The following is a 12,170-nucleotide window of genomic DNA, read 5'->3' on the forward strand; positions in this document are numbered from 1 at the left end:
TTCATCGCCATCGTGGGGGAATGGGATGCTCATCGCATTTTGATCATGCGCCCTTTCTGGTCCGTACAGGTGCGTCGAATTCCCGGTGAGAATCCCGGGTCACTCACTTCCCCAGGAAAGCGAGGAGCGCGGTGTTGGCCTCCTCCGCGTGGATCCACAGCAGACCGTGCGGGGCGCCCTCGATCTCCACGTGGTCGGCCGACGGCAGCGCCTTGCGGAACGGCCGCCCGGTGCCCTCGACGGGCAGGATCCGGTCGCCCGTGCCGTGCAGGATCAGCGCCGGCACGTCGGCGCGCGGCGGCGGGCGCGGCGCGCCATGGCGGCACGCCAGGACGCGGCCGCCGCCCCGGTTGTCCTCGAGCGCACCACTCCCTGCCCGGTGGTGATTGGTACGTTCGCGCGATGCCTTTCCGCGGCCGGCCCCACTTGGCTGGGGGAACAGCAGCCGATCGGAAGGCACCGCCATGCCACCTGTCCCCGTACATCCGGCCGTCGTGCTCGTGCACGGGGCGTTCACCGACGCCTGACACCCGGAGGAACCGTGATGGCGTCGATCCTGGCCGCCCGGGCGGCACGCGCCGGCACCGGGGACGGCGACGCCACGGGCACGAGGCACCTGTCCGACCTGCGCTTCGACCGAGAAGCCGGAACGGCCCGAGGCGACCGGTCGACCGGCACCCGCGCGCACGTGCTGACGGTGTCTCACGGCTGTACGAGTCTGCTCCCCGGCAGAGCGGGCATACGGCGGTGAGCCGGGGGAGGAGGACAGCCACCGGCGAACGCCGTCGCCAAGCGCTGAGCCAAGAGGGGTACCGATGTCGACTGCCGTGCCGGAGAGACCCGCCGAACTGCCGGGCGCCGGGCCTGACGAAGCACCCGGAGCCGTCGGCCGCAGCCGCCCCGCGATGCCGCGCGGGATCGGCTGGTCCGTCCGGTGGATCGCGGCGCTGACCGTCTGTCAGGCCACCCTGATGGTGGGCCTCGGGCTGCTGATCACCGGCCCCGCCCGCCACCTGTGGCCGCTCACGGCCGAGGACGGGGTGAACGAGGCCTTCGTGCGGATGCGCACCGGCACGCTCACCACCCTGTCCTCCATCGCCTCGCAGGCGGGCAACACCGGGACGGTCATCGGCGTCACCCTGGCGAGCTGCCTGGGGCTGATCCTGATACCGCGGCTGCCGATGTGGCGGCAGGCCGTGTTCCTCGCCGTCGCCGTGTCCCTGCAGTCGCTGGTCTTCCTGGTCATCACCTTCGCGGTCGACCGGCACCGCCCCGAGGTGCACCGCCTCGACGGCTCCCTGCCCACGTCCAGCTACACCTCCGGCCACACCGGCGCGGCGACCGCGATCTACGGGGGCCTGGCGCTGCTGGCGCTGTCCCGGCTGCGCGGCCCGTGGCGGACCGTCGTGGCCTGCCTGCTCTGCGTCCTGCCCCTGCTGGTGGGCCTCGCCCGCCTCTACCGGGGCATGCACCACCCCACCGACGTCATGGGCGGCCTCGTCAACGGAACCCTGTCGCTGCTGATCGCACGGCGCGCCCTGCTCGCGGACGGCGCGGTCGCCGCACCCCCCGCACCCGCGTCCACGCCCACGTCCGGCCCGTCCCGGCCGGCGGCCCCCGGCCGCACCGCCGTGATCTTCAACCCCACGGTCACCGACGAGGCCGGCCGCGACGCCCTGCGCCGCGTCCTGGAACACCACGGCCACACCGCACCGGTGTTCGTCGAGACGACCGCCGACGACCCCGGCGGCGGCCAGACGGCCGGCGCGGTCCGCGACGGCGCGACCCTCGTCGTGGTCTGCGGCGGCGACGGCACGCTCCGCGCGGCCGCCGAATCCCTGGCGGGCACCGACGTACAGCTCGCCCTGGTGCCCTGCGGGACCGGCAACCTCCTGGCCCGCAACCTCGGCCTGCCGCTCGCCCCGGCCGACGCCCTCGACGCCGCGCTGCGCGGCACCCCCCACCGCGTCGACCTCGCCCGCATCGAGGGCGACGGGCTGCCCCCCACGCACTTCGCCGCCATGGCCGGCGCCGGCCTCGACGCCGCGACGATGCGGCGCGCCAACGCCAACGACCGCGCCAAGGCCGTCCTCGGCTGGCCCACCTACGTGCTCGCCGTCCTGCGCGAACTGCGCACCCCGCGCACGAGGGTGAGCGTCCGTCTCGACGGCGCGCCCGCCCTGCGCCGCACGGCCCGCATGGTGCTGGTCGGCAACATCGGCACCGTCCAGGGCGGGGTGACCGTGCTGCCGGACGCCCGGGCCGACGACGGACGGCTGGACCTGCTGATCCTGGACCCCCGCGGCCTCGGCGGCTGGCTGTCCGCCCTGTGGACGCTGCTGCGCGGCGGCACGACGGCGGCACGGGAGAGCGGCGACGGCGGCGCACCCGTGGAGTTCTTCACCTTCCGGCGCGCGGAGTTCACCTTCGACAGCGAGCTGCCCCGCGAGCTGGACGGCGACCCGGTGACCGCCGGCCGGCACCTGACCGCCGAGGTCAGGCCGGGCGCCCTGACCGTGCTGCTGCCGGCGCGGGAGCGGTGACATGGGCACCGCGACGAAGGTCCCCGAGACCCGGGACATGGGCGGGGAGGAACTGTCCGGCGACGAGGCGTGGGCTTCGCTGCGCCGCTACGGCGGCTGGTCGCTGCTGCGGGACGCGTTCCTCCGCTTCCGCTACGCCGACGGCTTCACGCACTCCCGCGCCCTCGCCCTGCAGACGGTGCTGTCCGTCATCCCGCTGGCCATCGCCTTCGTCGGCCTGTCGACCACCCTGCACACCGAGAACGTCGGCAGACTCGCCGAACTGACCATGCACCGGATCGCCCGGGGACCGAGCGCCCACGTCGTCGACGACGCCCTCGACCGCAGCAGGCGCACGGCGGGCGACGGGGCCGCCGTCGCCCTCTGGTTCGGCGCCGCCTTCTCCCTCGTCAACGTCACCACCGCCATGTGCCAGATCGAGCGGGGCGCCAACCGCATCTACGGCAACGAACGCGACCGCCCCTTCCACCTCAAGTACCTGCGCGGCCTGCTGATGTCCGTCGGCGCCGGGTTCCCGCTCGGCCTCGGGTTCATCGTCATGATCGCCGGCGACGACCTGGCCTCGGCGGCGGTGGACGTCTACCACCTGCACGACAGCACCCGGGCCGCCTGGGACGTCCTGCGCTGGCCGTTCGGGCTGCTGCTCGCGCTCCTGTCCGCCAGCGTCATCTTCCGCCGGTCACCGCGCCGCAAGCAGCCCGGCTACACCTGGCTCGCCTTCGGCGCGGCCGTCTACCTGGTGCTGTGGATGACACTGACCTGGCTGCTCAGCCTCTACCTGGACCTCAGCGGCTCGTTCGACACCGTCTACGGCCCCCTGAGCGCCTTCATGTCCCTGCTGCTGTGGGCCTACCTGACGTCGATCGCCCTCTTCCTCGGGCTGGCCTTCGCCGCGCAGCTGGAAGCGGCGCGCGGCCGCCGCCCCGGCCCGATCCAAGCCGATCCCGGAGTCTGACATGCACGACCTGACCGCCCTGCGGCACCTCCGTGACCGCCGGGCACGCCGTGAACGCCGCCGGCAGGCCGACCGCAGGTTCGGCGCGCGGCTGCTGGCCGCCGCCGGCGTCGCCGCCGCGGCCGCGGTCGCCTTCGGACTGCTGCTGACCCTGGTCGAGGGACAGTGGCGGCCGCTGTCGCGGCTGGACTCCTCCGCGGCGCAGGACCTGCACCAGTACGCCCTCCGCCATCGCGCGTGGACGGCCGTCCTGCACCTGCTCTCCGACCGGATCTGGGACCCCGTGACGCTGCGCGCGGCCGTCGCGCTGCTGGTCGTGTGGCTCCTGTACCGCCGGGCCTGGCGCCTGGCGGCCTGGGCGACGGTCACCGCCGTGGCCGGCGGGCTCGTCGGACTGCTCGTCAAGTCCGTGGTCGGCCGGGCCAGGCCGGTGCTGCAGGACCCGGTGGCACACGCCCCGGGCTACTCCTTCCCGTCCGGACACGCGATGACGGCGACGACCTCCTTCGCCGTCTTCATGCTGGTCCTGGCCCCCCTCCTGCCGCGGGCCTGGCGCGTCGCGGGCTGGTGCGTCGCCGTGCTCTGCGTCCTCGGAACCGGCTTCACCAGGGTCGCCCTCGGCGTGCACTGGTTCAGCGACGTCCTGGGCGGCTGGCTGCTGGGCCTGGCCGTCGTCGCCCTGACCGCCTGGGCCTTCGAGGCCTGGCGCGCCGACGCCGGACGGAGCCGCACCCCGGTGAGCGACGGTCTGGAGCCGGAGCTCACCGAAGCCACCCCGGAGCCCCGGCCGCGGACCCGCTGAGGGACGGTACGCGCATCCGGCCCGCGCATCCGTTCCGAGTCTTTTATCGGAAACCCGTGCATGTACGTCATGAGCGGGGGTAGGCGGGGGTTCACCGGTCAAGGTGGACCGACCGGTGCAGGAGTGTGGAACAGGGAGGGGCGCACCATGGCGACGACGACCGTGCAGACTGCCGAACAGGCGGTGGCCGTGCCGGAGATCGCGGACCCGTCCCGGGTCGCGCCGAAGGACGCGCGGGAGTTGTCGAAGGTCTTCTTCGCACAGCTCGCGGTGCTGGAGGAGGGCACGCCGGAGTACAGCTACGCCCGCAACACGCTGATCGAGATGAACATGTCCCTGGTCCGCTACGCGGCCGGCCGGTTCCGCAGCCGCGGCCCGGAGGAGATGGAGGACATCGTCCAGGTCGGCATGATCGGCCTGATCAAGGCGATCGACCGCTTCGAGCTGTCCCGGGAGGCGGAGTTCACCTCCTTCGCCATCCCGTACATCGTCGGTGAGATCAAGCGGTTCTTCCGCGACACCACCTGGGCCGTGCACGTGCCGCGCCGCCTCCAGGAGGCCCGCGTCCAGCTCGCCCGGGCGACGGAGGAGCTGCGCACCCGGCTGGGCCGCAACCCCACGACCAAGGAACTCTCCGAGCTGATGAGCCTCCCGGAGAACGAGGTCGTCGAGGCCCAGCTCGCCTCGAACGGCTACAAGTCGGCCTCTCTGGACGCCGCGATCGGCGGCAGCGAGGACGGCGAGGCCGCGCTGCAGGACTTCATCGGTGACGAGGACGCGGCCCTCGGACTGGTCGAGGACTTCCACGCCCTCGCCCCGATGATCGCCGCGCTCGACGAGCGCGACCGCAAGATCATCCACTGGCGCTTCGTCGAGGAGCTCACCCAGGCCCAGATCGGCGAGCGCCTCGGCGTCTCCCAGATGCACGTCTCCCGCCTGATCACGCGCCTGCTCGCCCGCCTGCGCGAGGGCATGCTCACCGCTCACTGACGTCCGTACCGGCCGCCCCGGCCCCGCCGCACACGACACGCCAGGCGGCCGGGGGCACGCCGGCCCGGCACCGGAAGAAGTCCCGACGGGACCGGGGCGCCGTCGAGCGAATCGGGCCTCGAGGAACGTCTTGGCGCCCGTGCCGGGGGCCGCGCGCGTCGCCCAGGTGAGGGCGCGCACGTCGTAGTCCGATTCCCGGCCGTGGTCGGCCACTTGGGCCATTCGGTGACGTGCCGCCGGCGACATGGCGTCTGAGGTGAACCTCAGGACGCCGGCCTTCGTTCACCCGTCGAAGGTGAGTGAACGAAGACCGGTGTCCAGGACGCGGATCAACTCACCGACCCGGCCCCCACCACCCGGCGCCGCCGGGAAGCGTGTGAGCACGTCAACGACGGCGGGTGTGGCACGACGCACCGTCTGCTCAAGACGTGCGGCACCGGCGCTCCGGTCGTCGCCCGCGACGAGTTCGGCTGTCCTGGCCGCGTGCGCGCCGGCTCCGAGAATGTGCTTGACCTGGGTGGCCTTGGCCAGCGGATGCAGGTAGGCGGCGCCTGCCGCGGACATCGCCGCCCACGCCGCCTCGCGGGCAGCCGCCGTCTCCGCGCCCTTGGCCGCTTTAAGTGCCGCCCACGCCGCGTCGCGCAGAGACTTCCCCCGTTCGCCGCCCCGGGCGAACTCCCATGCGGCACCGATGGCGTCCCGCGGCCGCGCGTCGTCCGGCTGATCGGCCTCGAACACCCCGAGCACGGCCTCCGCACACGCCGCGGCGAACGCGGCGACCTCACGAAGGTCCTGCTTGCTCAGAACGATCTCGCTCGCGTCCCCTGTCACGGTGCCCAGCATGCACCGGATCGGCACGCTTCGAACGGGGTGCCCGGGGTACTCCCCGCCGGGTACGACACACACGTATCGCCGGGAGGTACCTCATGGGCAAGCTGGGAGACATGGCGAACAAGGCCAAGGAGATGGCGAAGGCCCATCCGGACCAGGCCGACAAGGGTGTCGACGGTGTCGAGCGGATGGTCGACGAGCGCACGGGGGACAAGTACGACGCGCAGACCGACAAGGCCGCCGACGCCGTGCACCGTTCCTACGGCGGCGGCGGAGAAGTGACGGACCGCTGAACCCGCGGCACCCGCAACCGGGCCCCGGCGCCACGCGCCGGGGCCCGGTCGTGTTCCGGATGCGAAGCGCCCAGCGCGGTTCACGCCTCGGCGGCGGGCGCCGACAGCACCGCCCGGACCGTCTTCCCGCTGGGCGGGTAAGGGACGCAGTCCCAGTGGTCGGCGAGGGCGGTGACGAGCGTCAGGCCGCGCCCGCCGAGGCGGAGGGCGTCGGCTCCGGCGGCGCCCGTCGCGATCTGCGGGTGGAGGTCCCCGCGAGCGTCGCTGACCTCCACGCGCAGACGGCCGGACGACGCGTCGAGGACGAGCGTCAGCCGGAAGCAGCGGCCCGGCACGCGGCCGTGGAAGACGGCGTTGGCGGCCAACTCCGCGACGACGGCTTCGGCACGCTCCGTGAGATGCGGCGGAGCGCCCCAGGACCGCAGCTCGGTGACGCCGAGCAGCCGTGCGAGCCGGGCGCCGCGGCGTGTGGAGGACAGCAGTTGGGTGAAGCTGCGGGTCGGCGCGCTGAGTTGGGGAGACGCGTGGTTCATGGGGCCAGCGTGGCGGCCCGGCGCGGGTGCGCGCGAGCCCGGCACCCCGTACGCGCAGTGAGCGTACGGGCACTCGGAGTGGACAGTACGCACAGCCCTCCGACACGCTGAGTGCCGAGCGCGAGGCGGCGTACGGGCCGTCGCGGCGCGGTACGAGGAGAGGGTCGGCGGATGGGCATCGTCGAAGGGGACGCGGCCGAGGTCGAGCAGGGAGCCGGGGGCGTCGGCGTACGGGCGGTTCCGGCGGGGGAGTGGGAGCGCGAGCCCCATCCGTCGGACAGTCTGCGCACGTTCGGCGCGTTCGTCCAGGCGTTGCGCGAGCACGCGGGGCTCACCCGGGCCGACCTGGGCGCCCGGGTGAGCTATTCCAAACACACCGTGGAATCCGTGGAGTTGGGCCGCCGGATGCCGGACGAGGCGTTCGTGGAACGCGCGGAGGAGGCGCTCGGCAACACGGGCGCGCTGCGCAAGGCCGCCCGCCATCTCACCCGGGGCGAGGCGGGCCTCGCGGCGTGGTTCCGGCGGTGGGCCCGGCTGGAGCGGGAGGCGGTGAGCCTGTGCACCTACGAGTGCCGGCTGGTGCCGGGGCTGCTGCAGTCGGAGGCGTACGCGCGGGCGGTGTTCGAGGGCACGATCCCGCTGCGCACCGACGAGGAGCTGGAGCAGCAGCTCACCGCCCGAATGGAACGGCAGGCGATGATGCGGGAGCGGCCGACCGTGCCGTTCAGCTTCATCGTCGAGGAGCACGTGTTCCGGCGGCGGTTCGGGGACGCGGAGATGATGCGTGAGCTGCTGGACCATGTGCTGGAGCGCAGCGCACCGCGCAACGTGACGCTTCAGGTGGTGCCGTTCGAGGCGGGGCTGCACGCGTGTCTGGACGGTCCCGTGCAGGTCCTGGAGACCCCCGAGGGACGGCGACTTGGCTACTCCGAGGGACAGGAGAACGGGCGGCTGATCTCCGACCCGAAACAGGTGAGTCTGCTCTGTCAGCGCTATGAAACACTGCGCTCGCAGGCCCTGAGCCCCAACGAATCCCGGGCCCTGCTGGAGCGACTGCGAGGAGAGCTATGAGCAGCGGTACGACGGAACTCGCCTGGTTCAAGTCCAGCTACAGCGGCAGCCAGGGCGACAGCTGCGTGGAGGTCGCGATCGCCGAACAGGCCGTCCACGTAAGGGACTCCAAGGACGTGACCCGCCCCGCCTTCGCGGTGAGCCGTGAGCGCTGGGGGCGGTTCGTGCGGTTCGCGTCGCAGCGCTGAGCCGCCGCACGGTCACAACTTCAGGCTGAACCACGTCGTCTTCCCGTCGTCCGTCGGGCGGACCCCCCAGTCGTCGGCCAGGGCCCGCACGAGCAGCAGGCCGCGGCCGGACTCGTCGTCCTCCGCCGCGAGGCGCGGCTGGGGGAGGTGCAGGCTGCGGTCGCTGACCTCCACGGTGAGGGCGGTGTCCGTGCGGCACATGTGCACGCCGAGCGGGCCCTGGGCGTGCTGGACGGCGTTGGTGAGGACCTCGGAGAGCAGCAGCAGCGCGTCGTCCGCCGTCCGCTCGCAGCCCCAGGTGAGGAGCGCCTTCGCCAGGAAGTCGCGGCCCGCCGGGACGGACGCGGCGGTGGCGGGCAGGTCCGTCGCGACCGTGGCCAGGGGAGCCGCCGGCAACTGGGTCAGCAGCAGCGTCACGTCGTCGTGCCCGTCCGCGTCGGGGAGCAGCGTCGACAGCACGTGGTCGGCGGCCGCCTCCAGGTCGGGCGGGGCGCCGGGGAGCTGGTCCAGCGTGGCGATCAGCTGGGTGAGCTGGTCCTCGATGTCGGTGCCCGGGGTCTCGATCAGCCCGTCCGTGTACAGCACGAGGGTGGCGCCGGGCGCGACCGAGGCGCGGCACTGCTCGTAGATGATGCCGCCGACGCCCAGGGGAGCGTTCACGGGCGCCGGGAGTACCTGGGCGCTGCGGCCGGGGGCGGTGACGAGGACCGGCAGGTGACCGGCGGAGCAGATCGTCACCTCGCCGGTGTCGGCGGCGATGACCAGGTAGCAGCAGGTGACGAGCTGGTCGGGGACGTCGAGGTCGGCGACGACGCTCTCCATCGTCTGCATCAGCTGCCGCGGCTGCACCCCGGTCTTCGCCAGTGCGTGCGCGGCGGAGCGGAGCTGGCCCATGACGGCGGCGGCCTCCAGGCCCCGGCCCATCACGTCGCCGATCAGCACGCCCACCCGGCCGGCGCCCAGCGGGATCAGGTCGAACCAGTCGCCGCCGACCCCCGCGCCCTGGGTCGCCGGACGGTAGCGGCTGGCGGTGGCGAGGCCGGGGATGGCGGGCGGCGTGCCCATGAGGCTGCGCTGCAGGGTGAGGGCGATGTGCCGCTGCTGCTCGTACAGCTCCGTCAGCTCCGCCTCGGCGCGCTTGCGGTCGCTGATGTCCCGGACTATCGCGCAGGCCCCGACGACCCGGCCGTTGCGGGCCCGCGTCGGCCAGAGGGTGACGTCGACGTCCAGCAGACCGCCGGAGCGGGTGACCCGCAGCGTCTCGAAGTGCTCGACCTTCTCGCCCCGGCGCAGCCGCTTGAGGAGCGCCGTGATCTCGTCCCCGCGTTCGGGCGGCGCCAGCACGGACACGTGCCGCCCCAGCACCTCGTCCGCCGTGAACCCGTACAGCCGCTGGGCCGCGGCGTTCCAGTACGTGATGTGGCCGTCGAGAGTCTTGGCGAGAATCGCGTCCTGGGAGGACTCGACGAGCGCGGCGAGTTCGTTGATGCGCTCTTCGGCGGCTTTGCGTTCGCTGACGTCGCGGACGGCGGCGGAGACGAGGAGGCCGTCGGCGGTCTCCAGGGGGCTGAGGCTGATCTCGACGGGGAACTCGGTGCCGTCCTTGCGCAGTCCGTAGAGGTCGAGTCCGGCGCCCATGGGGCGGACCTGCTGGTTGTGGGTGTAGGCGTTGCGGTGTTCGGTGTGGTGCCGGTGGAAGCGGCCGGGGACGAGGAGTTCGACGGGGCGGCCGAGGAGTTCCTCGCGGCGGTAGCCGAAGAGGGCCTCGGTCTGGGCGTTGACCAGGCGGATCAGGCCGCTGTCGTCGACGATCACCATCGCGTCCGGCGCCGCCTCCAGCAGCCCACGGAACCTTTCTTCGGCGGCTTTGCGTTCGCTGACGTCGCGGACGGCGGCGGAGACGAGGAGGCCGTCGGCGGTCTGCAGGGGGCTGAGGCTGATCTCGACGGGGAACTCGGTGCCGTCTTTCCGCAGTCCGTAGAGGTCGAGTCCGGCGCCCATGGGGCGGACCTGCTGGTTGTGGGTGTAGGCGTTGCGGTGTTCGGTGTGGTGCCGGTGGAAGCGGCCGGGGACGAGGAGTTCGACGGGGCGGCCGAGGAGTTCCTCGCGGCGGTAGCCGAAGAGGGCCTCGGTCTGGGCGTTGACCAGGCGGATCAGGCCGCTGTCGTCGACGATCACCATCGCGTCCGGCGCCGCCTCCAGCAGTCCACGGAACTTCTCCTCGGCGGCCCCCGGACCCCCTGCCCGGGGCGCCGGGGCACCGCACGGGCACGTGCCCCGCGCCATCGTGCCGGCGGCGTGCTGTGGTGGTACTGCTGCGGCCAGGTCGCTCATTTTCTCCTTGCCCCCCCGGGCTCTTCATGAGACGGGCCATTCCAGTGCAGTCCGCACGGCGGCGCGGCGACATGTCGTTTAGTGACGCGACACTGTCCGAACCTGTCGGCGACGGGCGGCAAGGTGACCGCTCCGTGCCCGCGTCCGCCCGGTCACCGGCGCGCCGACGGGACGCAGACACGCGGGCGGCGAAATTCGGTGCGGGACCGCTGCAACCTTTTCCGGGCCTCGCCGGGAATCAACTCGCAGGACGAAAGGGACGTACGCGGAAGGGACGTGTCATGAGGCTTCGCGACGAGCTGCCTGTGGACCACAGGCTCGCCACCGTCTACCGGTACGGCGCCGGACTGTGCGGTGCGATCCTCCTGCTGTTCGGCTGCCTCGGTTTCGCCGACGAACTCAGCCCCTTCGACACCGACGGAACCCGCATCGCGGGCCTGTCGACCAACGGACTGCTCAGCCTGATCTCCGTGGTGTTCGGGCTGCTGCTGATCGGCGGTGCCGTGGTCGGCGGAAACATCGCCTCGACGCTCAACATGGCCGTGGGCACGCTGTTCCTGCTCAGCGGCTTCGTCCACATCTTCATCCTGGACCGGCCCGCCAACATCCTGGACTTCGGCATGACGAACGTCCTGTTCACGTTCGTCATGGGACTGCTGATCCTGACCTTCGGCATGTACGGCCGCGTGTCGGGCAGGCTCCCGCACGACAACCCGTACTGGCGCCGCCGGCACCCCAGGGAGGCGGCGCGCGAGCGGCTGGCCGCCCGGCGCCGGCAGCACGCCCAGGCACTCCTCGCCGGTGCGCCGAGGGCGGCTGCCGCCGCCCCGGTCGACGGGCCCCGTGCCTGACCGGGCCGACGGGCGGGGGCCGGTGCTGCACGGCGGGCACCCCGAGTCGCTCACCGCCGTCCCGCCCCGCCCCGTCCACCGGGTGCTGTTCCGCCAGTGGTGGCAGGACCTCGTCTTCCTCCACTGGGAGGCCGACCCCTTCGAGGTCGCCGGGCTGCTGCCGCCCGGCACGACGCCCGACCTCTTCCACGGCCGCACCTACGTCGGCCTCGTCTTCTTCGCCATGCGGGACCTGGCCTTCGGGCACACGCCCCCGCTGCCCTACCTCGGTACGTTCACCGAGGTCAACGTGCGCCTGTACAGCAGGGACGCGCTCGGGCGGCGCGGGGTGGTGTTCCGCTCCCTGGACTGCGACCGGCTGCTGCCCGTCCTCGCGGCCCGGGCGGGCTTCGGACTGCCGTACCGCTGGTCGCAGACGTCCCGCCGGTGGTACGGGAACCGGCTGCTGTACCGCACGCGCGGACGCGGCGACACCCGCACGGACGCGCACGCCTGGATCGGCGTCGGGAACGAGACCGTGGCACCGCGGCCGCTGGACGAGTTCCTGACCTACCGCTGGGGGCTGCACGAGAGCCTGTGGACACGCACGTACTACCTGCCCAACAGCCACCCGGCCTGGACGTTCCGGCGGTGCCACCTGCTCGGCTGGGACGCCTCGGTGGTCGCGGCGGCCGGACTCACCCCGCCGTCGGGCGAGCCGGTCAGCGTCCTGTACGCCCCGGGCGTGCCGGTCCGGTTCGGGCCGCCCGTCCGGCTCCCGCCGGGCCGCCCGAAGCGCT

General features: G+C 72.9%; 12 protein-coding genes and 1 pseudogene. 9 read left to right on the top strand and 4 right to left on the bottom strand.

The annotated features are described in order from the left end of the window. Positions 1–103: 103 nt before the first annotated feature. Positions 104–298 (bottom strand): annotated as a pseudogene (locus AQJ66_RS00645) (alpha/beta fold hydrolase); the annotation flags it as partial. A 517-nt stretch (positions 299–815) separates the two neighbouring features. On the opposite strand from AQJ66_RS00645, the gene AQJ66_RS00655 reads away from it, so the two are divergent. The 4 genes from AQJ66_RS00655 (at position 816) to AQJ66_RS00670 (ending at position 5,290) form a co-directional block, all read left to right on the top strand. After that, positions 816–2,543, top strand: coding sequence for a bifunctional phosphatase PAP2/diacylglycerol kinase family protein (locus tag AQJ66_RS00655; RefSeq protein WP_061914748.1), 1,728 nt, complete (start codon positions 816–818; stop codon positions 2,541–2,543). Between the two features lies 1 nt (position 2,544). Then, positions 2,545–3,498: a YihY/virulence factor BrkB family protein gene (locus tag AQJ66_RS00660; protein ID WP_061914751.1), complete on the top strand. Its 954-nt coding sequence runs from the start codon at positions 2,545–2,547 to the stop codon at positions 3,496–3,498. A gap of 1 nt (position 3,499) precedes the next feature. Continuing rightward, on the top strand, positions 3,500–4,300 hold the full coding sequence (locus AQJ66_RS00665; protein ID WP_061914754.1) for a phosphatase PAP2 family protein: 801 nt from the start codon (positions 3,500–3,502) through the stop codon (positions 4,298–4,300). A gap of 147 nt (positions 4,301–4,447) precedes the next feature. Beyond that, a complete protein-coding gene (locus AQJ66_RS00670; RefSeq protein ID WP_061914757.1) occupies positions 4,448–5,290 on the top strand; it encodes an RNA polymerase sigma factor SigF in 843 nt (280 codons plus the stop codon). 282 nt (positions 5,291–5,572) lie between these two features. Here AQJ66_RS00670 and AQJ66_RS00675 read toward each other — a convergent pair whose 3' ends face one another. After that, positions 5,573–6,121, bottom strand: a complete 549-nt coding sequence (locus AQJ66_RS00675; RefSeq protein WP_208611251.1) for a putative immunity protein — start codon at positions 6,119–6,121, stop codon at positions 5,573–5,575. Positions 6,122–6,216: 95 nt separating this feature from the next. Between AQJ66_RS00675 and AQJ66_RS00680 the strand changes: the two genes are divergently transcribed. After that, positions 6,217–6,414 (top strand): antitoxin, encoded by a 198-nt coding sequence (locus AQJ66_RS00680; protein ID WP_061914760.1) that lies wholly within the window; start codon positions 6,217–6,219, stop codon positions 6,412–6,414. 80 nt (positions 6,415–6,494) lie between these two features. Here AQJ66_RS00680 and AQJ66_RS00685 read toward each other — a convergent pair whose 3' ends face one another. After that, entirely contained in the window at positions 6,495–6,947 is a 453-nt protein-coding gene (locus AQJ66_RS00685) for an ATP-binding protein (protein WP_061914763.1), read from the bottom strand. Positions 6,948–7,118: 171 nt separating this feature from the next. Here AQJ66_RS00685 and AQJ66_RS00690 point away from each other — a divergent pair, with 171 nt between their 5' ends. Together AQJ66_RS00690 and AQJ66_RS00695 are read left to right on the top strand one after the other, a co-directional pair. Next, positions 7,119–8,018 (top strand): helix-turn-helix domain-containing protein, encoded by a 900-nt coding sequence (locus AQJ66_RS00690; protein ID WP_061914766.1) that lies wholly within the window; start codon positions 7,119–7,121, stop codon positions 8,016–8,018. Next, positions 8,015–8,206: a DUF397 domain-containing protein gene (locus AQJ66_RS00695; RefSeq protein WP_061914769.1), complete on the top strand. Its 192-nt coding sequence runs from the start codon at positions 8,015–8,017 to the stop codon at positions 8,204–8,206. Before AQJ66_RS00690 ends, AQJ66_RS00695 begins: the two co-directional genes overlap by 4 nt. Positions 8,207–8,218: 12 nt before the next feature. On the opposite strand, the gene AQJ66_RS36760 is transcribed toward AQJ66_RS00695, so the two are convergent. Then, positions 8,219–10,492: a SpoIIE family protein phosphatase gene (locus AQJ66_RS36760; RefSeq protein WP_079060057.1), complete on the bottom strand. Its 2,274-nt coding sequence runs from the start codon at positions 10,490–10,492 to the stop codon at positions 8,219–8,221. Positions 10,493–10,821: 329 nt separating this feature from the next. On the opposite strand from AQJ66_RS36760, the gene AQJ66_RS00705 reads away from it, so the two are divergent. Beyond that, on the top strand, positions 10,822–11,391 hold the full coding sequence (locus tag AQJ66_RS00705; protein ID WP_061914772.1) for a DUF4383 domain-containing protein: 570 nt from the start codon (positions 10,822–10,824) through the stop codon (positions 11,389–11,391). After that, positions 11,384–12,170 (top strand): YqjF family protein (locus AQJ66_RS00710; RefSeq protein ID WP_244162703.1); only part of this gene is annotated, 787 nt, incomplete at its 3' end. The genes AQJ66_RS00705 and AQJ66_RS00710, both read left to right, overlap by 8 nt.

Origin of the sequence: Streptomyces bungoensis, assembly GCF_001514215.1 — a bacterium.
GTDB classification, from domain to species: Bacteria; Actinomycetota; Actinomycetes; order Streptomycetales; family Streptomycetaceae; genus Streptomyces; species Streptomyces bungoensis.

Coding starts and splice junctions, on each gene's coding strand:
- AQJ66_RS00655 (WP_061914748.1), top strand. CDS start 816: ATGTCGACTGCCGTGCCGGAGAGACCCGCCGAACTGCCGGGCGCCGGG.
- AQJ66_RS00660 (WP_061914751.1), top strand. CDS start 2,545: ATGGGCACCGCGACGAAGGTCCCCGAGACCCGGGACATGGGCGGGGAG.
- AQJ66_RS00665 (WP_061914754.1), top strand. CDS start 3,500: ATGCACGACCTGACCGCCCTGCGGCACCTCCGTGACCGCCGGGCACGC.
- AQJ66_RS00670 (WP_061914757.1), top strand. CDS start 4,448: ATGGCGACGACGACCGTGCAGACTGCCGAACAGGCGGTGGCCGTGCCG.
- AQJ66_RS00680 (WP_061914760.1), top strand. CDS start 6,217: ATGGGCAAGCTGGGAGACATGGCGAACAAGGCCAAGGAGATGGCGAAG.
- AQJ66_RS00685 (WP_061914763.1), bottom strand. CDS start 6,947: ATGAACCACGCGTCTCCCCAACTCAGCGCGCCGACCCGCAGCTTCACC.
- AQJ66_RS00690 (WP_061914766.1), top strand. CDS start 7,119: ATGGGCATCGTCGAAGGGGACGCGGCCGAGGTCGAGCAGGGAGCCGGG.
- AQJ66_RS00695 (WP_061914769.1), top strand. CDS start 8,015: ATGAGCAGCGGTACGACGGAACTCGCCTGGTTCAAGTCCAGCTACAGC.
- AQJ66_RS36760 (WP_079060057.1), bottom strand. CDS start 10,492: ATGGCGCGGGGCACGTGCCCGTGCGGTGCCCCGGCGCCCCGGGCAGGG.
- AQJ66_RS00705 (WP_061914772.1), top strand. CDS start 10,822: ATGAGGCTTCGCGACGAGCTGCCTGTGGACCACAGGCTCGCCACCGTC.